Annotated in this window: 18 protein-coding genes and 1 pseudogene; 9 read left to right on the top strand and 10 right to left on the bottom strand. The window is 46.3% G+C overall.

Annotated elements, in window-relative coordinates:
• Positions 1-46: 46 nt before the first annotated feature.
• Genes dapA through JBF11_RS08130 form a run of 4 tightly spaced genes read right to left on the bottom strand, consistent with a single transcriptional unit; the run spans position 47 to position 5668 of the window.
• The gene (gene dapA, locus JBF11_RS08145) at positions 47-922 is read right to left on the bottom strand and encodes a 4-hydroxy-tetrahydrodipicolinate synthase (RefSeq protein ID WP_334314984.1); all 876 of its coding nucleotides are present in this window, start codon (positions 920-922) and stop codon (positions 47-49) included.
• A gap of 9 nt (positions 923-931) precedes the next feature.
• Positions 932-1924, bottom strand: a complete 993-nt coding sequence (locus tag JBF11_RS08140) for a DHH family phosphoesterase (RefSeq protein WP_334314983.1) — start codon at positions 1922-1924, stop codon at positions 932-934.
• Between the two features lie 3 nt (positions 1925-1927).
• Positions 1928-2266 (bottom strand): Hpt domain-containing protein, encoded by a 339-nt coding sequence (locus JBF11_RS08135; protein ID WP_334314982.1) that lies wholly within the window; start codon positions 2264-2266, stop codon positions 1928-1930.
• 9 nt (positions 2267-2275) lie between these two features.
• Positions 2276-5668: an EAL domain-containing protein gene (locus tag JBF11_RS08130; RefSeq protein ID WP_334314981.1), complete on the bottom strand. Its 3393-nt coding sequence runs from the start codon at positions 5666-5668 to the stop codon at positions 2276-2278.
• A 179-nt stretch (positions 5669-5847) separates the two neighbouring features.
• Here JBF11_RS08130 and JBF11_RS08125 point away from each other — a divergent pair, with 179 nt between their 5' ends.
• From JBF11_RS08125 to JBF11_RS08105, 5 genes are all read left to right on the top strand, one after another.
• Positions 5848-7374, top strand: a complete 1527-nt coding sequence (locus JBF11_RS08125) for a hypothetical protein (protein WP_334314980.1) — start codon at positions 5848-5850, stop codon at positions 7372-7374.
• Between the two features lie 2 nt (positions 7375-7376).
• Entirely contained in the window at positions 7377-8663 is a 1287-nt protein-coding gene (locus tag JBF11_RS08120; RefSeq protein ID WP_334314979.1) for a peptidase U32 family protein, read from the top strand.
• 467 nt (positions 8664-9130) lie between these two features.
• Positions 9131-9571, top strand: coding sequence for a CBS domain-containing protein (locus JBF11_RS08115; RefSeq protein ID WP_334314978.1), 441 nt, complete (start codon positions 9131-9133; stop codon positions 9569-9571).
• Positions 9564-10889 (top strand): M23 family metallopeptidase, encoded by a 1326-nt coding sequence (locus JBF11_RS08110; RefSeq protein ID WP_334314977.1) that lies wholly within the window; start codon positions 9564-9566, stop codon positions 10887-10889. The genes JBF11_RS08115 and JBF11_RS08110 overlap by 8 nt, the downstream gene beginning before the upstream one ends.
• A gap of 63 nt (positions 10890-10952) precedes the next feature.
• Positions 10953-14564 carry an FAD-binding and (Fe-S)-binding domain-containing protein gene (locus JBF11_RS08105; RefSeq protein ID WP_334314976.1) on the top strand — a complete coding sequence of 1204 codons (3612 nt, stop codon included), beginning with the start codon at positions 10953-10955 and terminating at the stop codon, positions 14562-14564.
• Positions 14565-15009: 445 nt separating this feature from the next.
• Here the strand turns inward: JBF11_RS08105 and JBF11_RS08100 are convergent, their stop codons facing one another.
• From JBF11_RS08100 to JBF11_RS08075, 6 genes are all read right to left on the bottom strand, one after another.
• A complete protein-coding gene (locus JBF11_RS08100) occupies positions 15010-16458 on the bottom strand; it encodes a sulfatase-like hydrolase/transferase (RefSeq protein ID WP_334314975.1) in 1449 nt (482 codons plus the stop codon).
• A gap of 106 nt (positions 16459-16564) precedes the next feature.
• A complete protein-coding gene (locus JBF11_RS08095; protein WP_334314974.1) occupies positions 16565-16798 on the bottom strand; it encodes a single-stranded DNA-binding protein in 234 nt (77 codons plus the stop codon).
• A 141-nt stretch (positions 16799-16939) separates the two neighbouring features.
• Positions 16940-18997 carry a DNA mismatch repair endonuclease MutL gene (mutL, locus tag JBF11_RS08090; RefSeq protein WP_334314973.1) on the bottom strand — a complete coding sequence of 686 codons (2058 nt, stop codon included), beginning with the start codon at positions 18995-18997 and terminating at the stop codon, positions 16940-16942.
• A gap of 10 nt (positions 18998-19007) precedes the next feature.
• Positions 19008-19682 carry an amino acid ABC transporter permease gene (locus JBF11_RS08085; RefSeq protein WP_334314972.1) on the bottom strand — a complete coding sequence of 225 codons (675 nt, stop codon included), beginning with the start codon at positions 19680-19682 and terminating at the stop codon, positions 19008-19010.
• A gap of 71 nt (positions 19683-19753) precedes the next feature.
• Positions 19754-20500 (bottom strand): transporter substrate-binding domain-containing protein, encoded by a 747-nt coding sequence (locus JBF11_RS08080; protein ID WP_334314971.1) that lies wholly within the window; start codon positions 20498-20500, stop codon positions 19754-19756.
• Positions 20501-20695: 195 nt separating this feature from the next.
• The gene (locus JBF11_RS08075; protein WP_334314970.1) at positions 20696-21772 is read right to left on the bottom strand and encodes a glycosyltransferase family protein; all 1077 of its coding nucleotides are present in this window, start codon (positions 21770-21772) and stop codon (positions 20696-20698) included.
• A 143-nt stretch (positions 21773-21915) separates the two neighbouring features.
• On the opposite strand from JBF11_RS08075, the gene JBF11_RS08070 reads away from it, so the two are divergent.
• The 4 genes and pseudogenes from JBF11_RS08070 to JBF11_RS08055 all read left to right on the top strand — a co-directional run bounded on the left by JBF11_RS08070 (position 21916) and on the right by JBF11_RS08055 (position 26121).
• A complete protein-coding gene (locus JBF11_RS08070) occupies positions 21916-23433 on the top strand; it encodes a tetratricopeptide repeat protein (RefSeq protein WP_334314969.1) in 1518 nt (505 codons plus the stop codon).
• Between the two features lie 61 nt (positions 23434-23494).
• Positions 23495-24484, top strand: a pseudogene (gene selD / locus JBF11_RS08065) (selenide, water dikinase SelD); the annotation flags it as partial.
• 6 nt (positions 24485-24490) lie between these two features.
• A complete protein-coding gene (locus tag JBF11_RS08060; protein ID WP_334314968.1) occupies positions 24491-25399 on the top strand; it encodes a DMT family transporter in 909 nt (302 codons plus the stop codon).
• Positions 25396-26121 (top strand): CinA family protein, encoded by a 726-nt coding sequence (locus JBF11_RS08055; protein ID WP_334314967.1) that lies wholly within the window; start codon positions 25396-25398, stop codon positions 26119-26121. The genes JBF11_RS08060 and JBF11_RS08055 overlap by 4 nt, the downstream gene beginning before the upstream one ends.
• Positions 26122-26126 lie beyond the last annotated feature (5 nt).

Raw genomic sequence — 26126 nt, 5'->3', positions numbered from 1 at the left:
CCGCTTCAGCACAAAAAAATCCCCCGAAAAATTCGGGGGAAACTCTCTAAATCAATTTCATATCCTGCATGATCTTTTTCAGAACCGCCAGCGTCGCTTCCCGCATATCGCACAAAGGCAAACGAAATTCCGCGCTCATTTTGCCCATAAGGAAAAGGGCGGTTTTAACCGGAATGGGGTTTGTTTCAACAAACATAGCCCTGTTCAGCGGTTCCAGATAATAATGCAGGCGTTTTGCCTCGTTCGCGTTTCCTTTTTCCCATGCCTCGCAAAGTTCATGCACTTTTTTCGGCATGACGTTTGAAGTGACGGAAATTGTGCCTTTTCCGCCAAGAGCGAGCGTCGCAAGCACCGTGGAATCATCTCCGGATAAAAGAATAAAATTTTCATCTGTTTTTTCAAGCATATTTGAAATCTGCACCAAGTTTCCCGTAGCTTCCTTGACCCCTATCATATCCGGAATCTGATGATACATGCGCGCCATGGTTTCAGCCGTCACGTTGGAGCCTGTACGCCCCGGAACATTGTAAACCAAAAACGGAAAAGAAACTTCCCTGCTCACAGCCTGATAATGCAGGAATATTCCCTCTTGGGTGGGCTTGTTGTAATAAGGGCTGATCAAAAGGGCGGCGTCCGCTCCGGCGGATTTTGCAAACTGTGTCAGGCGAACAGCCTCGGCAGTATTATTCGAGCCGCAGCCTGCAATAACCGGAACACGCTTTTTCGCTTGTTCAATGCAAATCCTAATCGCTTTTTCATGTTCCTCATGGCTGAGCGTCGCCGATTCCCCGGTTGTCCCGCAGGGAACAAGCCCGTCAATGCCTTGCTCGATTTGCCATTCAATAAACTCACGATACGCTTCTTCGTCAATATGTCCGTTTTTGAACGGCAGAACCAAAGCGGAAATTGCACCTTTCAGCATAAAAACTCCTTATTTTTGCAAGACATTCCCGATATGGGGATAAAGCATGGCATAAACCTGTTCCGGTGTTCCAAAAACACCCGCGCCGGCGGCATTTTTATGCCCTCCGCCATTAAACCGCGTCAAAATTCCGCGGACATCGTCATCGCCTGTTGAACGCATGCTTATTTTAATAAAAGGGGAATCGTTTTTCATTTCTTCACGCATTAAAAGAGCGATACGCACAGTTCTGACTTTGCGCATCTGCTCGACAAACCCTTCCAAATCTTCTTTTGACACGCCGTATTCTGCATACATTTCCTGCGGAACCGCAATAAAAGCGAGCTGTTCATCAAAAGCGAACCGCACCATGCTGAAAAGCTTGCCCCAAAAATGCAGTTTCCGCACTGTCCATGTGTTATCCATCGCCTCCCTGATCGGAGAAAGAGCGAGCGGTGTTTCCACCAATCGCGCAAGGCATTGGATACATTCCGAACTTGTGTTGCCGAAAGTGAAATTGCCCGTATCGCAGCTTAAAGCGACATAAAGGGCTTTTGCCGCTTCTTCGAAAGTCTTTTCATTCTCGGCGTAAACAATTTGCGCAACCATCTGCCCTGTCGCCGCCATTGACGGATCTATCCAGTTGTATTCCGTCGCAATCCTCGTATCACCTAAATGGTGGTCGATACAGACGCTTTTTTTTCCTTCCAGATACGGCGGAAACTTTTCACCGAAACGCTGCGTTTCACCGGCATCAAGCATGACAACAAGCGGAGCGGAAAAAGGAATTTCCCGAAAATCCGTAACGTAAGCGCAAGGCACGGGCAAAAAGGAAAGCCAGTTCGGAAAATCGCTTTCATTATAAATGCAGACATTTTTCCGCAGGCTTTCCCGCAAAAACCATGCCAAACCGAGAGCGGAGCCGACAGCGTCCCCGTCAGGGTTCGCATGCATGGTCACAACAATATCCGTATGCCGCTTAAGAATTTCCAAAATATTTTTCGCATCCGCACAAATCTTCATGGTTTATCCCGCTATCAAATTCAATGCCTCATCACGGTATTTGAAAATATTTTCCACGTGATGCATCGCGTCATCCAGATTGCCGGACCTGAGCTTTTCCGTCAAAACACAAATTTCGGCATATAGCGGACCTGCGCCCAAATTTCCCGCCACGCCCTTGAGCGTATGGCAGGCTTCAAAGGAAGCTTTGCAATTTCCGCATTCAACACTTTGTTTCAAGGCATTAAAAGAGTCATCGGCAAGGAACATGGAAAAACAGGTGCAATACAATTCTTGATCATTAACGAAACGTTCCAAAGCCTCTTCAACATCACAGCCCCAATCACGTAACTTATTAATCATATCAATATCCTACTCTTTCAACAAATATGAAGTATTAACTCCTTGCTGCCTGGCCAGTTGGCAAGCGGTCTTCACATTTTCCATAGCAAGCTGGTATGAATTTTGTCCCTGAAGCATGATACAGCCGACATTTCCGATAATCTTATCGGAAAAATCTTTTTCATTATACGCATTCATGCCGTCGCACAATTCCTGCGCCCTTTGCAGAACAATATCCTCGCCCGGAACGGTCTGCAAAAGAACCGCAAAGGAATATTCTCCGATTTTCGCAATAAGATCATTGCTCCTGAACGATTGGCGCAAAATATTGGACATGGAAACAATAGAATAATTGGAAGAACGTTTCGGACAATTCGAACCGGAATATTTTTCCGACAAATTGATATAAAACAAAGCGCCAAGCCCGGAATTATACTGTTCAAAATAATTGGTTATAACCTTTGCGAAAAGTTCTTCGGAATGAAATCCTGTCATCGTGTCCCGTCTGGAGCGCATGCCTTCGATGTTCGCAACGGCATATTCTTCCCCGAGCTCTTCAAGATAACAAAAAGCCGTGATTTCGGAATTGTCGGGAGAAGCGACAATATCCAGATTCACCCGTATCCATTTGAAATCACCCAAATTCAAATAACGGCATTCAAAACAGAACTTCTTATTTTCCGTCAAAAGCAAATCATTGAAAGAATCCGCATTCATAACCTGCAAAAATTTCAATTTATCTTCGGGATGGATAAGCGTGTTTCCGACTTTGGCGAAAAACTCATCCACGGAATGGTCTTTTGTATAGCCGATATTCGCCAAGAAATTCGCAGAATTGCGCAAAACGATTTTTTTCGTCAGCTCAAATTCGATATAATTTAAATTTTTCCCGATGACGGAATCCCTAAATTCCATTTCGTGTTCGAAAATTTCTTTGCGTATGATCTTATGCGTCACATTTTCAAGGTAAACGACAGCCAGCTGAGGATCGCCGTCCATAGGAAGCAGTTTGTATTTAAGCTCATACCAGACACGGGCTGTTTCTTTGCGGATAAAAGAAACAAGAAGAGGCTTTTCCTGTCTCCTGCCCTCGAAAACAGCCTCGAAAAGGGCGAGCACTTCGTCTTTCTGCTCAAAAGGAAAAGCATAGTTTTCCACAAGCTCCGCATAATGGGAAACACGCTCGTCCATATTCAGAAGTCCGGCGCACACCTTATTTAAACGGAACTGCTTGTCCGATATGTTCACATCAATAACGGCTGATTTCGTATACTCGAAAACGGCGTTTATCCTTTCTTCCTGCAATCCGTAAAGCAGCTCCTTGTTCTTGTAATCGGTGATATTGCTGATATGCAGAACAAAAAGCTTGCTGTCATTGGTTTTTTGCAGATAACTGAACCGCGCGCAGTGCCAAAAAACATTGCCGGTATCCGGTGATTTTATACGGATGACACATTTTTGCCATGGATTGTTCTCGTCGATTTGCTGCAGTTCTTCCAAAACTTTTTGCCTGTCTTCAGGTATGATGAACTCCAAAGCATGGCATGACGCATTGGAAAATGCCTGTGTGCAAGGCAGAATTTCATTGTAAAAACATTTGTTGGCACGGATTAATTCCAAATTATCGCCTTTCAGCTCCATCAATGTCAGCGGACAGGCGAAAGAATTGAAAAGCCGGCTGAAACGGGAGTTCACATTCCATAAATCGTTGACAGGAATAATATCCTCGATGTTATAAGAAACAGCGGGAGCCGCAAACGTGACATTGCTCACGCGCTCTTCATATTCCTCAATGGGGAACGGCTTTGCGAAGAAATACCCCTGCCCGTTGTAACAGCCGACGCTGCGCAGGTATTCGACCTGCTCCAAGGTTTCGACCCCTTCGGCGATAACGGGCAGATTAAGCCATTTAGCCATATAAACGATAAAATGAATGATGTTTTTGGACTTCACATCCGCGTCGTTGAAGTTTTTTAGGAAACGCATATCGATTTTCAAAACATCGACAGGCACCTCGCTGAGCATATTCAAGGAAGAATAGCCGGTGCCGAAATCGTCCATCGAAATGGCGAAGCCGAGTTCGCGCAGTCTGTTGACGATATTGATAAGCTGTTCCGAATCCTGCGTATAGGAAGTTTCCGTAATCTCAAACTCGATGAGATGGTGATCAAGGTTGTTTCTCGCCATGACATCCACAATAAATTCGCAGAGATCGGGTTTATAAATATCGGCGCGGGAAAGGTTCACGCTCACGGGAACGATTGGCACGTTTTTATCGAGCAGACCGCGGAGCGTCTTGCACACTTCCTCGAAAATATACATGTCAAGTTCCGTGATGAAACCGTTTTTCTCAAAGATAGGAATGAACTTGATAGGCGGAATAAGCCCTTTTTCCGGGTGTTTCCAGCGCACAAGCGTTTCCGCCCCGATCACGCCGAACGTATTCAGATCGAACTTGGGCTGGATATAAATGACAAATTCCTTGTTCCGCAACGCCGTATTCATTTCGCCGGCGATTTCCTGCTCTTCCATGAGGGCTTTGTGCATTGCGTCGTTATAATACCCGATAAAGGTGTCATATTTGCCCACAATGCTTTTCAAAGCGAGCTTCGCCCTGTCGCACATGATGCTTACCGGAATGTTGATGTCATTGATGACAAAAACGCCAAAATTGATTTTGATTTTCAAACTGACGGGGAAATTATCCAAAAGCGACATGGCGAAGTTTGCAAAACGCAGTTCATTCACCTTGTCATGGGGCATGCAGACGCAATAACAGTCGGCATTGAGCCTCGCCCCGAAATAGTTCACATCTCCGGAAAAAGAACGGACAATATCGGCGAGATAAACCAGGAGCTCATCGCCCTTTTGCTCGCTGAAGAAATCATTGACGACCTTAAACCTTTCAATATCGAAATAAATCAGCGAATAGACCGTATCCGCGTCTTCGTGGATCTGCTCGGAAACTTTTTGATAAAACGTTTCCTTATTATATAATTTGGTCAGAAAATCCCGTTCCGCGGTATTTCTTAAAATAGCGTTCTCGCGCATTGCGATGGTATTGATGATACGCTGCAAAATAATGCTCGGAGAATAAGGCTTCGTCACAAAGTCCACAGCGCCCATTTCAAGAGCTTTCAGTTCGGAATCGTTTTCGTTTGCCTGGGAAGCAACGATTATGGGAATACTGGCAAAGGGGGAATTTTTGACTTTTTCCAAAAAAGTGAACCCGTCCATGACAGGCATGACAAGGTCAAGAAGAATGACTTGGATGGATTCCCTTTCCCTTTCAAGAACATTGAATGCTTCCAGCCCGTTTTCCGCCTGCAATACGGTATAGCGGCTATCCAATATCTTAGACAAAAGCATTCTGTTTATTTGCTGATCATCAACGACTAAAACTTTTTGTTTTTGTTGTTTCATACTTCTTTTTATTCTATATTCCCCTAACTTAATATTAATTACTTATCAAATAGCATTTTTTTTTCACTTTGAACAGTTAAAAACAGCAAAAAATTTTTATTTCTTTTATCCGATACTTTTTACTGTACAAAACGATAAAAAACGGATAATTTCAAGCTTGGAACAAAAAGGAGAATGGAATGGCAGAAACAAATACGGACGCTTCTTCTTATGCGTATTCAAGTGAAGCCGCCCTGCCTTTTTTCGAGGAATTCATTGTCATCACCAATCAGGAAGACACTTCTTTTTACGACTCCAACGCCCAATCCATCGATGTTCTGGATATAAAAATCTTTTCTTCCCCTGCCGACGCCCTCTATCATATCCTCACCAAAAAAGAAACGAAACTTTCCTACTCCGCTCTCATTTTATGCGATTATGACCTAGGCGATTTCAATGCCGCATTTTTGCTTTCCCTTTTACGTTTGCACCCCCTTGGCGCGCTTTTTCCCGTCGGAGTTGTCTTTTACCCCGGAAACACCGCCTTTGACAACGATTTCTTAAAAAAAGAACAAGCCAATCTCAGTACCCTCGGAGCGGCTTTTTTCCTTATTCATCCTTTCAGTCTCGGAAAACTTCTTGAAAAGGCGAATGATTCGCTTTTCCAGTACACGCAGGAACTGCAAAAATACCATGCCACACTGAACGCTCTTGAAAAAACGACCGAAGAAAAAAGACTCGCTTTTTCAAGCAACTGGAAAAAACGCGTGCACAGTTTCGAGAAAAGTTTCGTCCGCTTCTTCTATACCCCCGCCGAAGATGCCGATTATGAGGAAATATTCCTCGTCGGCAAACAAAAATACAAAGACAGGCTTTTCAACCAAGCCACCCATTGTTTTGAACGCTCAAGCAGCCAAAATTCCCCCCGCAAATCCGATTCCCTTGCCTATTTGTACGGGATACACAAGGAGCTGGGCAACCCTGAAACGGGCAGATATTATCTTGAACGCGCCATTCATGCCTATATCGAAACAGAAAACTGGGACAACGCCGCAAAAAGCGCAAAACTTTTCTCCCAAGACTTTCCGGAAGGGCAAAACCCTATTTTCACAGCACTGCAAAACAATTTCGCCCTCACGAATTACAATACCGTGAATAAGATAATCGAAAGCGCGAAAACCGTTTTCCCGGTCAATGAAATTGCGGAATTTTTACTGCAAATGAACGGTTCGAAAGTATTTCCCCCGAGCATAGCCGGTTATCTGGACTCGCAAAAGGAACTGCGGCAAATCATCTTCAAATCCAATATCAGGGACATTGTCCTTGACGGCGAAGCATACCGAAAACAGCAGGAACAGGAGAGAAAACTCAACTATCTGGAACAGCAGCACTTATCGCGTATCAACGGCACGGGAAACACACTGAAAACAGCTCCGCCTCCAAGCAAAAACCCTTTGCAGCCCCCTGCCCAAACTCCCGGCCGAAACACCACCCAGAAAGCCGCGGCGGCAGAAACTCCCCCCTCGCTCAAAGAAAAACTCGCCCAAACGCTGAAAGAAAACAATACGCAAGAAAAAAAACAGGCGGGACAAGCCAAAAACGAAGACGCGGAAACGCCGTCCGTCGAAAGCATGCCCACTATCATGCTCAAGGGCGGCAAAGGCTCTTTTTTGGAAGACATGCTCAATATGGCAAAATATACAAGAACACTCTATAAGAAGAAATAAACATGCTCAAAAGACCTGAACTCTTAATCCCAGCCGGCGGACCGGAACAATTGGAAACAGCCCTTCTTTACGGTGCCGACGCCGTATATTTAAGCGGCAACGAACTTTCCCTGCGTGCGAAATGCGACGGATTCAGCCTCGAAGAACTCAGACTCGGCGTGCAAAAAGCCCATGCCGTCAAAGCGAAAGTTTATTATTGCCTCAACGCCATGCCGTATGACAGACAGCTCGGCGATGTTGTCGGCATGCTCAAAGCCTTGCCGGAAACAGGCGTTGACGCGCTTATCATTGCGGACCCCGGCGTGCTTTGGCTTGCCAAAAAACATTGTCCGGACCTTGAAATCCACCTTTCCACCCAAGCCCATTCCGTCAACTCCGCCGCCGTGGAATTTTGGAAGGAAACCGGCGTGCAGCGGATAAATCTGGCACGCGAACTCGGCAAAGACGATATGACAAACATCATCAGACAATTTCCGGACATGGAATTTGAAATTTTCGTGCACGGCGCAATGTGCCTCGCCCTTTCCGGTCATTGCCTCATGTCCGCATGGATCAACAAAAGACCCGCCAATTTGGGGCAATGCACCCAGCCCTGCCGTTTTGAATACCGCGGCAAAAAGTTCAATGAAATTTCCCTTACCGTCGAAGAAAGACAGCGTCAGGGCGAAGACTGCTGGGACATCGAACAAGGCTCCGATTTCAGCGCCATTTTCGCTCCCTCCGATTTATGCCTTGTTCCGTTCATGGACGAACTTGTCACCATGCAGCCTGCTTCCTTGAAAATCGAAGGCAGAACAAAAAGCCCCTCCTATGTGGCGCAAGTCACGGACATTTACAGGACAGCCCTTGATCTTGCCTGCCAAAAACAAGGAATAGAACCCAAATTTCAACCGAAGCGGGATATCGGCAAAGAAGAATTCATGCTCGAACTTTTTAACAGCTCCGGCAAAAATCCGCGTCCTTTGTCCACCGGCTTCTTCCTTCCGGAACGCAAAGACAGAAAAGCGCCGGCAGACTATGTTCCCCGCCCCATTGTGGCAAGGCTCGGCAAAGAAATCAAACCTCTTTTTTATGAAGTCGATGTGCGCAGCACATGGAGCAATGAAAAAAACGCCTCCCTTCTCCTGCCCTGCATGGAAAGACCCCGCATAGACCGCTCCGGCTACACGCTTTATAACCACGCCCAAAAGCAGGTCGATACCCTGCATCCGGGACTCAAAGGATACATCCGCTTCAGCGAGGACCCCGAACTTCCCCCTCTGCCGGAAAACATTTTCATCCGCGCGTAGGAAAGTTTCACAAAAATAAATGCTCTCGCTCAAATGAACATATTTTAAATCTTACGCAAGTCTACTTGACAAAGCTTATTGAAATAATTATTTAAAAATCAAAATTATGCTGATTGGTTATGGCTATTCAGCCCTTAAGGATCATGCCTGAACTCTTTTTTTCATAAGAATTTCACTCTATATGCAATAAAAAATTCTTAACTCACGAAAAACAAACAGAATAACTAAAAAAATAACGGATCAAATATTATTGGTAAAAATAAGACAGCAAATTAATCATCCTCTCTTACTTTTATAATTAAACAAAAAAGTACCGTTTTTTTCATTCTTTCCCATACGGTTTGTGCAGCCTGCGGTTTCAGTTTCTTAAAAATTATTCCGGGGCTTTTCTTGACGAAGTGCCTCTTTACAGAGTAAATTAAAATGAATATCCGGCACCGATAATAACCTATAACAAAGGGGGGCTTATGTTATCAGTCCAGAATTATATGACGGATAGTGTCTACACTATTAAGCCTACGGACTCTTTGCACGACGTGAAACAACTCATGGAAGGCGCCCAAATCCGCCATGCACCTGTTGTCAATTCCGACGGACGTTTCTGCGGACTTGTCACGCACAGGGATTTGCTCAATCACACCATTTCGCAGTTGGCTGACATTGACGAACAAACCAAAACAGAAATCAACCAAGCCATTCTGGTCAAAGACATCATGCAAACGGATATTGTCTGCGCAGCGCCCGATCTTTCCATCGCTGAAGCGGGAAATTTACTCTTGAAATTAAAATACGGCTGCCTGCCCGTTGTCGTGGGCGATATTTTAGTGGGTATTCTCACCGAAGCCGATTTCATAAAAATAGCACTTTCCTTATTGCCGAAAGAGGAGGAAGAAAGCACCCATGCTTAAATCAAAACTAAGTACAATTATCGCCTTGATTTCCCTAACATTGATTGTACTTTTCGGATATGTCTTCCTGAAAGATTTACAAGGTCCGAGCATAAGCTTCAGTGTCGACAATAAAGAACTCGGTCAAAAAATCGGTCCGCGCAAAGAAATAAAAGTCATCGCCGCCGACACTTCCGGTATCAGAAAAATAAAGGTTTCCGTCAGACGGGGAGGCAAAACTTTAGAGCTTTATGAAAAAAACTATGCGGATTCGCCAAAATCCACAGAATACGCCTTTACGCTGGAAGACGCGAAACTTCCGGAGGGAGCGTTCACGCTCATCGTCACAACACATGACGCGTCTTTCGCCGGCTTCAACAAAGGCAACAGCACCACCCGCGAGCTTCCCCTCGTCATGGACAACAAACACCCCCGCATCGCGGTTGAAACAACGCCTCCCACAATACACAGGGGAGGAACGGCGCTGATTGTTTATACCGCCTCCGAAGAATTGACCCAAACGGGTATTTTCGTGAACGACATCTTTTTCCCCGCTTTCAAACAAAAAGAAAACACCTATGCCTGCCTTTTCGCCTTTCCCGAATTTTTGTCAAGTTCCGAATATTTTCCGCAGATCATAGCGGAAGACACGGCGGGCAACATCACCGAAAGCCGTTTAATCGTCAATGCCGTCAACAGGAATTATCCTACGGACAAGGTGAAAATCACCGAAACCTTTTTAACATTGAAAGAGGAAGAATTAAAAAAAATCGCACCCGGCAAAGAAACAACGCTTGAGCGTTACATAGAGGCAAACGGCAATATCAGAAAGCAGAACGACCAGCTTATTTCCGACGTTTGCACAAAAAACACAAGCCCTAAGCCGAAATGGGAAAATGATTTTAAAATTCTGCCCCGTTCCGCCGTGAAAGCCCAGTTCGGCGACAGAAGAACCTATTACCTCGGTGAAAAAGAAATTGATAAGCAGGTCCATTTGGGCTATGATTTCGCTTCTGTCGCAAAAGACAATGTTCCTGCCGGAAATCATGGAACCGTTGTTTTCGCCGGCTATAACGGCATTTACGGCAACCTCGTCATCCTTGAACACGGAATGGGACTTAATTCCATTTATTCCCACCTTACGGAACTGTTTGTCGCTGTCGGCGACACCGTTGAAAAAGGGCAAATCATCGGCACGACGGGCACAACGGGGCTTGCCGTCGGCGATCATGTGCACTTCGGAATATATTTGGGAGGAATCGCCGTTCAGCCTAAGGAATGGATCGACCCTAAATGGGTACGCAGCAACATAAGCACGCGCCTGAGCAAAGCGCGCTAAAAAACATGCCGCATAACAATATGTTATTGTAATGTACTGCAAATACACGACAAGGAGTATTTCATGGCTCATAAAGGACCGCACATTTCTATCTCCGCAGCTTCCGTGGTAAACCGCATTTTACGGATAAATCTCGATGAATTTGAAAGCTGGCCTACCGCCGTGCAGCAACTTGCAAGCCAAATCGCCGAAGAATTGTTCCTTGTCGCCTATAACCCTTTCATTTCAGCCCAAACCGTAAAGGCAAGCGTTGAAGAACGCTTTGAACGGGAATCCCATGCCCTCGCCCATGTTTACGCAACGGCGATAAGTGAAGGCATGACCATGTTTTGGAGCGCCCACGATGCGGAAGTGAGTTTCCGCCATGAACTTGTGGAACGCTTATATGAATTCATGCCGAAGGAATGCGTGATTACGCGCCCGGGAGCGCTTGTCGAAACAAGCACGGACGCAACCGACCTTCGCATGGAACTGCCTCTTTTAGTGGTCGAACCCGACAATATCGAACATATCATCCAATTGGTGCGGCTTGCCAATGAAATGAAATTCGCCCTCATTCCAAGAGGCGGCGGTTCCGGCATGACCGGCGGCACCGTGCCTGCCCGCAAGCGCAGCGTTATTGTCAACATGACACGCCTCACCAAAACGGAAGTCGATGTGCAAAATAAAACCATGCTCTGCGAAGCGGGAGTCATCACCCAGGACGCCATTGACAAAGCCGCCGAATACAAACTCCTCTTTACGGTTGACCCAGCCTCGAAAACAGCTTCTTCCATCGGCGGAAACATTGCGGAAAACTCCGGCGGTCCGTTTTGTTTCGAATACGGCACAACCCTTGACAACCTCCTCTCCTGGCGCATGGTCACCCCCACGGGCGAACTCATCCGCATTGAAAGGGTCTGCCACCCCCGCCACAAGATTTTGGAAACGGAAACCGCAACCTTTGAAGTCCGTGATGACGACACAGGCGGTCTTCGCAGCGTCGTTGAATTGAGAGGCGACGAAATACGCCTGCCCGGACTTGGCAAGGACGTTACCAACAAGGTGCTTGGCGGCTTGCCCGGCATGCAGAAAGAAGGCGTTGACGGATTGATTATCGACGCTGTTTTCACCCTGCATGACCAGCCTAAATATTCGCGTGTCCTCGCCCTTGAATTTTTCGGACGGAGCATGAAGCCTGCCGCGGAACTTATCAATAAAATCGTGGAACTAAGGAACAGAATACGCAACGAGGGCGACTACGTACGTGTTTCCGCCCTTGAGGAATTTAACGTCAAATACGTACAAGCCATTGAATATAAAAGAAAATCACCCAGGAACGAGGGCGATCCCATTTCCGTCATCATCGTGCAGGTCGACGGCAACGACGAAGTGCTTCTCGATGAAAGCGTGAAAGAAATCCTCGCCCTTGTCGGCGACAACAAATATATTTATGCGGCCCTTGCCAAAGACAAGAAAGAAAGCGAACTCTTTTGGGAGGACAGGCATAAACTGTCCGCAATCGCAAAACGTACCTCCGGATTTAAAATGAACGAGGACGTTGTTATTCCTATGCCTAAAATTCCTGATTTCGCCCATTTCTTGGAATTATTAAATCTTGAAATGGCGGGCAAAGCCTATCGCTATGCCTTGCAGGAAATAGGGCGCCTGCAGGGTTTCCCCATGCAGGATACGGAATTTAACAAAGAATTTTCCTATGCCTCCAAAATTGCGGGCGCAGAAAACATAGACATTGAAAACGGTGAAATTGAAATCAGCGACGACGAACTCACCATGCGGGCGACCCTTTTCATCGACTCCATGGGAGAAGCCTATCCGCGTCTTCGTGAAAAAATCCAAGCCATTTCCCAGTACATGCGGAAAAGCCGCATCATCATCGCAAGCCACATGCACGCGGGCGACGGCAACTGTCACGTGAATATCCCTGTCAACTCCAACGACCCGCACATGATGGAAAATGCGGAAGAAGCGGTTCTCAGGGTTATGGAAATGGCGAAAAAAATGGGCGGAGCCGTTTCCGGAGAGCACGGAATAGGCATTACAAAAATCAGCTTCCTGGAACGCAGTAAAATCAAGACACTGCGCGCGTTCAAAGAACGTGTCGACCCGAGGGAAATTTTAAATCCGGGAAAACTCGTCCAGCAGGAATTGCCCGTACGGCCTTTCACATTCTCTTTCAACCGTTTGATTGAAGATATCAAGGAAAGCGGACTTGCCGACAAGGAACGTTTCATCGAGCTGTTAAGCACGGTGCAAGCCTGCACACGCTGCGGAAAATGCAAGCAGGTATGCCCTATGGTTTACCCCGAACGCTCCTACCAGTATCACCCGCGCAATAAAAATATGATTTTGGGAGCCATTACCGAGGCCATTTATTACACGCAAGCCACAAAAGGCAGAATTGAAAACAGCCTGCTCGAAGAACTGCGTTTCATGGTGGAACACTGCACAGGCTGCGGGCGCTGCACCTCCGTGTGTCCCGTAAAAATCGAATCCGCAAAAGTCGCCCTCGCCATGCTCGCGTTTTTAAAAGAAGAAGGCATGGGCGGACACCCGATTAAAAGTTCCGTGCTCAACTGGCTTTCCGCCAATCCCCAATCCCGTATCCCGACCATGGCGAAAGCCGCAGCCGTCGGGCAGAAAGTGGGCAATACCGTGCTCGGTTTCGTGCCTAAAATGTGGCGGGACAGGTTTGAAAGCCCGCTCTTCTCAGGAAAGGGACCCAACCTTGGCCTGCACAGCATGTACAATGAACTGGGGCTTGAAAAAGGCGGATATTTTGTTCCGAAAGAACGCTATGAAGCATTGCGGCAAAGCCAAAACGGCATTGAAGCCGTCCTTTATTTTCCTGGCTGCGGCGGTTCGCTGTTTTACCGCAAAATCGGACTTGCCACCCTCAACCTGCTCACCCAAGCCAATATTCCCGTTATTGTGCCCGAACAGCACCTTTGCTGCGGCTATCCCCTCCTTTCTTCCGGAGCGGACGGCAATTACAGGGAAAATCTTGCCAAAAACCAAGAATACCTCAGCAACCTCATCCGTGCGGCGGAAGCGAGAGGACTGCATGTCCGTCATCTTGTCACCGCATGCGGTTCCTGCAGGGACTCTTTGCAGCGGTACGGGCTCACTGACGCGCAGGGCAATTTGCTCATACAAAAAGATTTCATCCAACTTATCAGCGAACAGGAACACAGCCTTTGTGTCGACGCCAAAAAAGACGTGCTGTACCATGCGTCCTGCCACCCTGAATGGTCCGGCATAAAAGCGGTCAAAGGGGGCGTCATGGCGGCCAGGGCCATTGAAAAAATAAGCGGTTCAAACCTGACATTAAGTCCGGGCTGCTGCGGAGAATCCGGCACCGGCGCGTATTCTTCCCCCGGTATTTACAATGCCCTGCGTGAAAGGAAGAAAAACCGCCTTATCAACCTGTTGCCGAACTATATGGAAGACGTGCCCATCATTGTGGGCTGTCCGTCCTGCAAAATCGGTATCAGCCGCACCCTTATCAAAATCAAGGAAGACGGCTACACGGAACTTGCCAAACACCCCGTCCTGCACAGCGCGGAATGGCTTTCCGAACTTCTTTTCGGCGAACAGTGGCTTCAGAACTTCAAAAAAGAAGCCGCAAAAATCGATAGTGATACCGGCTTCAGAATTATTGAAAAACAAAAATAAAAACCAAAAAAGTCCCGTTTACCGGACAATACCGGTGAACGGGCTTAATGCAGACAAGGCTTCTTATTTGCAGTCTCACGCTGTTTGCGGTTTCATCATCATTTACAATGAGTTTCAGCCCTTGACCGCCATTTTCCGCACGATAACGGCTAAACAAAAAAAATTGTCTATTGTTTCTTAGCGGACAGAACTGCCCTGCGGTAAATAAACATTAACGTCAAAGCGCAAAACAACGAATGCGGATGCCGCACGTTTTTTAAAGCCCCCTCCTGAAAACAGCAAACAGCAGGATTGAAATATTTAATCCGGATAAAAGCCGGATCGAGAAAAACAAAAAAACAACGGGGTGGTCCGTTTTCTTATCCGCTCCCGAAAAAACGTTTCCAACCCCTGCCAATTTCAACAAACTGCGTACTCGTGTACGGTGCGCCGCGTAAACAGATTTTCAGAAAAAACTGTCATAGAATTTTGAATAATAGAGCAGTTTTTCGTCCAAATTTTCTTTGCCCTCTTTTTGCGAAAAACTTTCTTCTTCGCTGAAAATGCTTACGCCCAAGCCGAACCGGTCATTGTTCCATTTCGCCCCTGCCGCCTGCAAAATGGTCGGGGCAATATCCATGGGATTTACCGGCTGCGTCAATTTGCTTTTCGGAATTTCCGGCATGGCTCTGCCCGCAAAAAGATTAAAAAGCGTGCCGCGGGCATTAACGGCGGAAAATTCCCCCATGGGCAAATGATCGCCAAAAATCAGAATATTCACATTGTCCGTTTCCAAAAACCGTTCCATTTTTTTCATGAAATCATACAAAAGCCTGTCAGCCTGAACCCAACTGTCGCGTATATCGCCGTATTTTTCCTTATCTTTCGGGCAATACCCCGGAAAATGCGTATCTATTGTCTGCAAAAAAAGCACAAACGGCTCTTCATTCTCTCTTAGTTCCAAATATTTTTCATAGAGTTCGTCATAAAGAAAAAAATCATACACGCCCCAAACAGAGCGATTGTTTTCATCAATTTTATTTGATTGGCTATAATAGTTTTTATCGTAAACAGTGAAATTTCCGCGCCTGAACAAAGAATCCGTGCCTGCAAATTCCGCGGTCGATCCCATGAACAGATAACAGGCGTAAGCGTTTTCCGCCATTATGTCGAAAACGCTTCGGGCATTGGGCAGAAAACTGTCTTCCCCATACGTATTCTTCTTTATTCCAAGCGGCAATTTTAACGGAACACCAAAAAACCATGCCGTCAGCGCCCCTATGGTATACGTTGTCGCATGGCAGCTTACCAAGGCTTCGTGATGCTGATACTTGGGATACAAACTCTGCAATTTCGGAATATAAGCCGTTTTTTCCTTTTCCGAAACACAAAGCTTCGTTCCGAACGACTCCATAAGGATAATGACCAGATTATTCTTTTTTTCAAAAACCACATCCGCACGTTTCGGAACCTGATAATTGTTTAAAATGAAATCATTTTCTTCCGAATAGCGGATACTTTTCATTTTCACCAAATCGTACAACGAAAACGTATTAAATGTGTCATAGCCCAAAAACAGGCCTGCGAGCAAAACACAAGCCCATAAAAAAGCGTCCGCCTTTGCTGACGTCCGGTTTACGGCTTTTCTTCCGCATAAACGGGAAAAAACAGCGCTCCCGTAAACGGCGGAAAACCAGCATACGCATAGGGCGGAACAAATGCACAGCCATTTTATTAAATCGATTATGACAATTTCATCAAAGCCTTTTATCGTACCCGCTTTTTCGATATGCCATAAAATCTGCGTGATATGTACTTTGCCAAAAGTACGGGTGAACCAACAGCAAAGGCCTGATAAAAAAATAACGGCTGTCCCTGAAAAAAATAACATCAATTTTGTGCTATGCTTTGCCATAAACGTATCGTTTCCGTGTCAGGACAAATCAATGAAACGGACATCCTGCGGGAATAGTTTTTTGCGTTCTGCCGAATTTCACATAAAAAAAATCAGAACAAAAAAATTATCCCACAATATAACGCTGCTGTCCCGCCGTGGAATTTTCATCAGGTTTTATTCCGCAGCTGTTTGATTTAACATAATTCAAAAAAAGGGTTCCGAGCATGATACGGGTTTTTCTGGGTATTCTGTTCCATTTGTAGCCTTTGAACAAATCCCGCACATAAAAGACTTCGCCTTGTTCAAGTTGTTTTGTTTCAGCCACAGCCTTTGATAAAAGCGTATCCAATTCTGACATGGTTCATTCTCCGTCAAAAATTCAATATTAATATCATTATTGATATTGATATTAAAAACAGCGTATCATCTTTGGCGGCAAAAAGCAAATGCCATACCCGACATTTTACGGCATGAAGCGGCTTTTTCTTCGCTAAAACCCTCATGCCTTGCGTTTAAACATTTTTTCAAGGTCCATACTGTCAAAATGGAGCACACTGGGACGCCCGTGAGGGCAATTATCCGGTTCATCGGTCGCAAGCCACTGCAAAACAAGTTTCACGGCGGAAGCCCTGTCTAAAGGCGTATTGGCTTTTATTGCCGTTTTGCAGGCATGGCGTATCCACACGCTGTCCAAATCATCCATTTTTTCAGCCAAAATTTCTTTGATGAAACCAAGGGCGGCACCCCTGTCACAGCGCAAGGGAATTGCCAATATCTGAACGACAAGCCCTTGCTCTTTCTCTTGTTCGGCAAATTCAAAACCCAGTTTTTGCAAAGTCTCTTTCACTTCGGCATAACGGCTTTCTTCACACTTTTGCAAAGGAAGCTCCAAAGGACAAAGCAAATTCTGAATTTGAACCCGCCCTTTTTTCATCTCATCGTATAAAATACGTTCATGGACAGCATGCTGGTCCAAAATCAGCAACCGCTTATCATCTTTCTTCAAAAGCAGATACGTTTCCGCAACCTGTCCCAAATATTCCAAACCGTAAGGCAAATCCTTCCGCTCCGCCCCGCTTTTTCCAACAAAACCATCTTGTGACAAAGGGGCTATTTTTTCCGCAGGTTCCGCAAGAGCGTGCCTGCCTGAAACAGTTAAATAGGGAGCCTGCGAAATCAATTCGTCAAAATTCACAGCAGAGGAATTATCCTGAAATCCGTAAGGATTTTGGGACGCGGAAACGGTTTCTCCATGCTTTTTCTCCTGCGGCTCCTTTGCCTCTGAAAAATCATGGGCGAAGAAAGGTTCCAAAGGTTCAGCCCGGCGGAGTTGCTCTTCCTGCTTATCGCAGCTGCCTATGAAATATTCTGTGACAATGCTTTCGTAGGAACTGTCGTTTCGCTGTTGTTCTTTCACAAAACCAAGACGGGTTTCCCTATCGGCATCGCCCCAAAAGCCCAAAGGTTTCGGTGTCGCCTGCTCTGCGTACAAATCGCCGAACCGTGCTTGCGTCTGCTCCGGCTTTTCTTCGTCCTGCAAATTTTTCACACTGAAATAATAAGGGCATTTCGCCAAAGCGCTTTCCACAGCCTTTGCCATAAGGGCGAACAAGGCTCTTTCGTCACGGAACCGCACCTCGCTTTTCGCCGGGTGCACATTGACATCGACTTCTTTAGGGTCAAGCTCCAAAAACAGCAGACATTGAGGATAATCACGGCTGATGATTTTACCGGCATACGCCTGACGGATGGCTTTGAGCATGAGTTTGTCATTCACAGATCTGCCGTTGACGTATAAGAGCACTCTGTCGGGACGGGACTGCAAAGACTTAGGATTGGAAATATAACCGAAAACCCGCATGCCATAAGCCGAATAATCGACCGGAATAAGGTTTTCGATAACCGAACCGGACCAAATTTTCGCAAGCCGTTCTTTTTTATCTTCAAACCTGAAAAATTCCTGCACGGTCCTTGAACCGGAAACAAGGCTGAAGCTTACACCGTCAGCCCCAAGCGCCAAGCGCACAAACAAATCAGTGACACGCTTGAGTTCCGTAGCCGGATTTTTAAGAAATTTAAGGCGTGCCGGAATATTGAAAAACAAATCGCGAACTTCAATAAGCGTGCCCTGCCTCAAGCTTGCGGGAGCGTTTTCCCCGATATCCCCGAAATTGACGCAAAGTTCGCCGGCGAGGCTGTCTTCCTGCGTTTTTGAAACAATCCGGAAACGGGAAACGGAAGCTATGCTTGGAAGAGCCTCTCCTCTGAAACCATAGGAAGAAATATTGGATAAATCGGCGGAAGTTTGCAGTTTGCTTGTCGCGTGACGGGTAACGGCAAGTTCCAATTCATCTTTTGGTATGCCGATACCGTTATCCTGAACGGAAATAAGACTTTGTCCGCCATCCTCGATGACGACGGAAATTTCCGTGGCATTCGCATCAAGGGCGTTTTCCACAAGTTCTTTCACCACGCTGGCGGGTCTTTCCACAACTTCGCCCGCAGCGATTTGATTGCGTAATTCGGTTGGCAAAAGGTGGATTTTGGCTCTTGTCATAATCTCACGTTCAGTTTTTCATTATTTTGGCATTCATGCGTCTTTCCAGCAGACGGAGAAGATAGGAAAGGCTCAGCGTCAAACACAAATACAAAAGTGCGACGGCAAGCCAAATTTCAAAGGCTTTGAAATTGATTGAAATAATTTCCTGCCCCCGGCGCGTCAGTTCGGCAACCCCGATGACGACAAGCAAGGAAGTATCTTTTAAAGAAATGATGAATTGGTTGCCGAGCGGCGGAATCATGCGTCTGAAAGCCTGCGGCCAGATGACATAAAGCATGGTTTGAAATTTGTTCAAGCCGGTTGAACGGGCGGCTTCTTCCTGCCCGTGGTGAATGGAAATAATCGCGCCGCGCACGATTTCCGCAATATACGCGCCGGCATTCACCCCGATGGCGATAACGCCCGCCGTCACAGGAGGAATACGGACCCCCAGCGCAAGAGGAAGCCCGAAATATAGGAACATGACCTGCACAATGAGAGGGGTTCCCCGTATTGTTTCAATATAAGCGGTGGCGACATATTTCAAAAACTTGTTCGTTCCGCAATTGATAAGCCCTGCGACAATGCCTAAAAAAAGCCCCAAAGCCAAACCTGCAACGGTAATTAAAATAGTATATTCCAATCCTCCGATCAAAAGAGGAAAAGAATCTATCATTACTTGTGGTTGAAATTCAAACGCCATAATCACCTTAAATGGATTAAACGAAAGAACCAAACCTGCGGAACAAACCGCAGGCTTGGAACTGCGAGTTATTATTTAGGTTCGGAACCAAACCATTTCATATAAAGAGTTTTATATGTGCCGTCTTCCACCATGCTGTCATAAGCGGCATTGATTTTTTCCACAAGTTCGCTGCCTTTGGGAAACGCGATACCGTAAGACTGCCCCTGGTAAAGAGGACCGACAACTTTCACCGTGCCGTTGGAAGCTTTTGCGAGGTCCTGCAAAATCGTTTCGTCAAAGAAAACCCCGTCAACGCCTTTGGCCATAAGTTCGAAAAGCAGACCGTCGTTATTCGGGAACAGTTTCACTTCCTTCGCTTTTGTGAAGGTTGTACGGAGATATTCGGCGGAAGACGTCGCTGTTTTGGTTGCGATAATTTTTCCTGCCAAATCGTCAAGGCTTTTCACTTTTTCAGCGTCTTCCGTACGGACGGCAATCATAAGTCCCGTATTGTAATACGGTTTTGTAAAATCAACAACGGCTTCACGCTCCGGAGTGATGGTGATGCCCGCAATGGCAGCATCGATATTTTTGGTTTGCAAAGCGGGAATAATTCCGTTGAAATCCATCGGCTGAAATTTATATTGAAGTTCCGCGCGCTTTGCAAGTTCCTGCCAAAGCTCAATATCGAACCCTGTGTAATTGCCGTTTTCGTCACGAAATTCAAAAGGTTTGAAATTGGTGTCATGGGCAACGATAAGTTCCACTGCGTTTGCAGAAAAACTTAAACCGAGAACAAGCGCAAAAGCGCTTAACATTTTTGTGATTTTTTTCATAGCGACTCCTTATTGCCAGTCAAAATATGTCTAAAAATTCTCTTATGTTACTGACGCAGTCAGTATACACAATCTCCCGATTAATGCAAAGGGAAAATTAATACGTCATTTCAACAAGATATACACAATATTCAAAAGAAAAAACATTCGGAAAAGAACCGAAAATTGAAAAATTTTAGTTATGAAATCAACAAATTAGAGCAAGTTCAATTTTTGCAGATACCTGTTCACAAGAAGATTCGCGGTGATTTGCAGAATTTTTTGTTTTCCGCCCTTGAGAAGCTGCTCCCTCAGCTCGGAGTCCTGCAAAACCTTTTGCATGCATTTGCAAAGCGAAGAAACATCGTCACGGGGATAAAGCAAGGCGCAGTCAAGGGAATCGGACAAAACGAATTTCGTATGCACGAAAAGGTCGGAAGCGATGACAGCTTTTTCATCATGCCAAGCCTTATGCAGCATGACATAATCGCCCTCGCCCGCCGTTGAAGCGCAAAGCACACAGTCCGCAAGCGGATAGAAAACATTGAAAAAGCTCTTGTCCGCGATCACCATACGGTCCGAAACCCCAAGCTCCCGCGCCAAAGCAAGGCTTGGAGCAATATCTTCCGTTTTTTCAAGGCAGGCGAAAAAATACGGCTTTTGCCCGGAATTTTCCTGCATGAGCTGTTTTACGGCTTGAAAGACAATTTCAATATCGGCGCGCTGTTCGCAATAGGAATGGAAAAAATACGTAAAAACCCGATCTTTTTTTTGAAACAAAGGAGTTTCCTGCGCGTTTGCAGAAAAAGAAAGATAAGGAAGCAACGCGACCGTATGCTGCATATTATATGTTTTGCCCAAAAAAGCGGACAGTTCCGGAGAAGAGCAGAAAAACACCTCGAACTTGTTTTGCGTCAAAGCATACAGATACGCATTTTCCTTATTCAAGCTGAAATTTTCTTCCCCCAGAAGCCTTTCATGCCATTCACCGATAATTTTTACGGCAGGAAACCGTCTTTTCAGCCATAAAGCCAAACGCAGCGCCTTATGGTCAAACACGTGAATATGGGTGATAAAATTCCCCGCAACATATTTTTTAAGGGAAAAATACTGCATGATGCCGTTTGTGGCAATTTCCTTAAAATTAAAAGAATTGGCGCTGGCGAAACCGGCATTGTGCGAATTTTCAAGACACGCGAAATAAAAACCGATATTCCTCATTTTCAACGAAACGAGCAAATTTTCCGATTGGCCATGTATAGAATCTTGTGTGCTGATAAATAAAATTGCCATAACATTTCCTCTGTCCTGCCTTATCATTAAAGACAAAGTTTTCCGTTGTGTCAATACCTGGAGAATAAAATTTAACGAATTTAAAACTTGAAAAAAACAAAAATCCGAGATAAAAAAAAGCAAATCGAACCATCGGAAAAACTATGCGGAACAACTTTTTACCTTATTTATTTTTTCTTTCCTTAACCCTTGTGCCAAATGTTCATGCGCAAACCAGCCGGTCCGCTTCCATGCCTGTCCCGTTTGAGCCTTTCGATACGGGCAATGCCGTCAGTGCGGAATTTTTGAAGCTCTATAAAGAGAACCCGAAAAACACAGCCATTCCCGCGGATATTCTCGCTATTTTGCAAAACCAAGAAAGTTTGGAACCGCCAACCATCATCCGCCAGGCCCCCACCTCGGCATTCGAGCGCACGATATTTTCTTCCGAAGCGCCCATAACGGGAAAAATCAACAGCCCTTACCAGCCCATTATCAATGAAATAGTCAAAGATCCGCAGCTGCTGCACAATATCCCCCTTGACGATCTGAACAAACTTATTTTGGAAAGCACGCAGCAATATGCGACCCCTGCAAAAATTCAAAACCTGCCGCAAGCCAATAATTTCAAATTGTTATCAGCCCCGCAAAAATCCGGACAGCCTTTTCAAAATATCAACGACCTGCAAAAACTGCGGATTGTGGCTGCAAAAAAAGAACTCAGCTCCCAAGAACAGGAAAGCAGGAGTCTTTCCCCAAAAAAGCGGACTGACAATTCAAGCTTTTCAAATCCTGCAAACGAAACCGCACAAAACAAACGGCAAATCAACCGGGAAGAATTGGAAGAAAAATCCCGGCAGGGCGATGAAAACGCGGCAATCCTCCTTGCGCGAAGCTATTTTTACGATACCGGTGAACAAAAAAACATCGACAAAGCCTTTAAGCTTTTAGAAGATTTGGCGGGCAAAAAAAATACAAGAGCCATGCTTGAACTCGGCAGAATGTATGAAGCCGGCTCTCCCCGCCAAAATGTCATGCGTTCCGCAAATTATTACAAACAGGCAGCCGAGCTTGGGAACATTGACGCAAAATACCATTTGGGTCTGCTCTATTACAAAGGCAGGTTCGGACAAGGCGACGAAGCCCTCAAATACGCCATTTACGCTTTTCGTGAAGCCGCGGCCAAAGACCACGCCCCCTCCATGTATGAACTTGCCACCATGTACGAAACAGGAACAGGCTTCAGCAAAGATATGGGACAAGCAGTACAGTTATACCGAAAATCCGCCCATTCAGGCTATGCCCCCGCCCAGCTGCAAGTGGGTTTGCTTTATGAAAACGGTATTCTCGTCCCTAAAAATGAAACCATTGCGGCGGCATGGTACACAAAAGCGGCGGAACAAGGTTTTCCCACAGCCCAATATCTTCTGGCGGGCATGTACAGGCAGGGTCTGGGCATTCCCAAGAATTTGGACCAAGCGCATATTTTATATGAAAGCGCGGCAAATACGGGGCTTGTGGACGCCCAGTACGATCTGGGAGTTTTTTATTTGCTGAAATCGAAATTTCAAAACTATAAAAAAGCGGAATACTGGCTGCAAAAGGCGGCTGAACAAAACGACACGCAAGCCCGTGAAATTTTAATTCAGCTGCAGCAAAAATTATCAACGCAAAACAAATAGGGAAACAATGCACTATCCTTTGATGAGCAAAGCCCTTGACGCAGGCTGAAGCGCAAAAACCGCTCCGGAGGTTCTGGACGCTCTTTTGTCTTTCCTGCCCAAACAGCATTCTTCATTGCTGCTTTCCGAGCACAGCCACAATGAGGACTCTTTTGTCGTGGCATTGCCGAACGAGGATAAAGCGCTTGTGCAAAGTATCGACATCATCGCTCCGCTCGGAAACAATCCCCGTTTGTTCGGGCAAAGCGCCGCCTGCAACGCGCTTTCCGATATTTACGCCATGGGCGGGCAAGCCTATACTGTCATGAACATCTTATCCTTTTCCTCCTGCGACACCCCCCTTGAAGTCATAGAAGAAATCATGCAGGGAGCTCTTGACAAAACCCTTGAAGCCGGCGCCGTTCCCTGCGGCGGGCATACCCTTGAAAGCAAGGAGCTCCGTTTCGGGCTTTCCGTCACGGGCATTGTCAATAAAAACCATTTCAGCCAAAATAAAAACCTGCATGCAGGTGATATTCTCATCCTCACAAAACCACTGGGAACAGGAGTATTGAGCACCGGCATACGGGGAAAATGGGACAATGCGGAAAACGCCGAAAAAGAGCTTTTTTCCCATACGACAAAATTGAATAACTCCGCTGCGGGCATCATCCAGGAATTTCAAATCGAAGCAAGCACGGATATTACGGGCTTCGGGCTCATCGGGCATAGTTTGGAAATGGCGAAAGCTTCCCGAAAAAGCATTGTTTTGCAGCAAGAAAAAATTCCTTTCATGCGGTATGTTTTGGATTACGCCCGAAACGGGCTGATACCCAAACGCTGTTACGACAATAAGCGCTACGCGGAACAATCCGTACAGATTGAAGAACGCGTTCCGGAGCTTATCGCCACGCTCTGCCACGACCCGCAAACCTCAGGAGGCATTTTGCTGGCGGTGCCGGAGGAAAAAGTATGTCGAATAAGCAGGGCTTTGCAGGACAACGGGGATAAAGCCTTTGAAATCGGCTATGTCACAGAGCTGCAAGACAAACATATCAAGATAACGGCGTAGCGAACCATGAATTTAAACATACAAAAATGCATTCCCCACCTAGCCCTCGTTATCGGCATGACAGCTTGGGCGAGTTCCTTCATCGGGCTGAAATTCGCTTTGACGGCGTATACGCCTTTCGAAGTCATTGCGGGACGCATGCTTATTTCAAGCCTTATCTGCCTGCCCTTTCTCAAACCTCTCATCACCCATATGACAAGGAAGAATTTCCCCGTCCTGTTGGGCGGTGTCCTTTGCGAACCCTGCCTTTATTTTCTTTTTGAAACTTCCGCCCTGCGGTATACGTCTTCCGCCCAAGCGGGCATGGTTCTCGCCATAATGCCCCTTTGCGTAGGCTTCTGCGCTTGGATATTCCTTAAGGAAAAACAAAGCGTCCACGCATGGGCAGGCTTCATTCTCGCCTTTTTAGGCGTTTTTTGGCTTTCTTTCAGCGGGGAAACAAGCCAGGCTGTTCCCAATCCTTTTTTAGGAAATATGCTTGAACTCGGAGCGGTTTTTTGCGGAGTGGGCTATACGCTCGCTTGCCGTAACCTTTCCGCCGCCATGAGTCCCTGGGTTTACACGGCAGCCATGAGCTTCGGAGGCGTTCTTTTTTATCTTCCCCTCACCTTTCTGCCTCTTGAATTCAGCCCTGTCACCCTTGATGTTTCCATTCCGGACTGGCTTCCCTTGTTTTCCATTTTTTATTTGGGCGTTGTTGTCAGCCTGCTTGGCTACGGCTTTTATAATTACGGCGTTTCCAAGCTTTCCGCAACGGAAGCCGCCGCCTATATCAACCTGATTCCTGTCATCACCCTTGTTATCGGCGTGCTTTTTTTGGAAGAACGCCTGACAACGACACAATATTTCGCCTCCCTCGCCATTTTGGGAGGCATGCTTCTTAGCCAATACAAAGCGAAAAAGGAACTTCCATGAGCGATTTCATAGCGGGCATGCCCGCTTCCCAAGATAAGACATTAGGCTCAAGCCTTGCGGAAAATTCCGCCAAAAATGCGCTTTTCGATTTTTACCGCATGAGCGCCTGCCTGAGCCATGAACTCGGCATTCTTCTGCCTCAATTCAAAATGCGTCTGGCAGTTGCTGAATCCTGCACAAGCGGATTGCTCGGAGCCGCTGTCACGCAAATAAGCGGCGCAAGCGCATGGTTTGAGGGCGGAGTTTTGACGTACAGCAACGAGCTTAAACATTCTCTTTTGGGCGTTGAAAAAAAAGTCCTCAAAACCTTCGGGGCTGTCAGCATTCCAACTGTCTGCCAAATGGCGGGCGGGGTCTGTTCCGCTGCCAAAAGCCATATCGGGCTGTCCGTTTCGGGCATTGCCGGTCCGAACGGCGGAAATGACGAAAAACCGGTAGGCACTGTCTTTATCGGGCTGTCCTTACCTAAGGACTTTTCCGTATTACGCAAAAAAATCAAAATCAAAAAAGGGCAGGCGCTTGAAAACGGCATGGAACAAAATTGGCTCAAATCCTGCCAGCTCATGAAGCATATTTATCTGCAAAACGAAAGCAAGCCCGTACTCTTAGGAGCGTTTGAAACTCGGGCGAGACATTTTCTTTTTGAAGGCAACAGGGAAAGCATACGCCAAAGTGCCGTGCTCATGGCGCTTTACTTCGCCTATGAAAACCTCATTGACTGACTAAA

It is taken from the genome of Taurinivorans muris, assembly GCF_025232395.1.
In the GTDB taxonomy this organism is placed as follows: Bacteria; Desulfobacterota; Desulfovibrionia; order Desulfovibrionales; family Desulfovibrionaceae; genus Taurinivorans; species Taurinivorans muris.
Note: the sequence above shows the minus strand (reverse complement) of the source record. Positions and strands in the feature narration are given on the sequence as shown.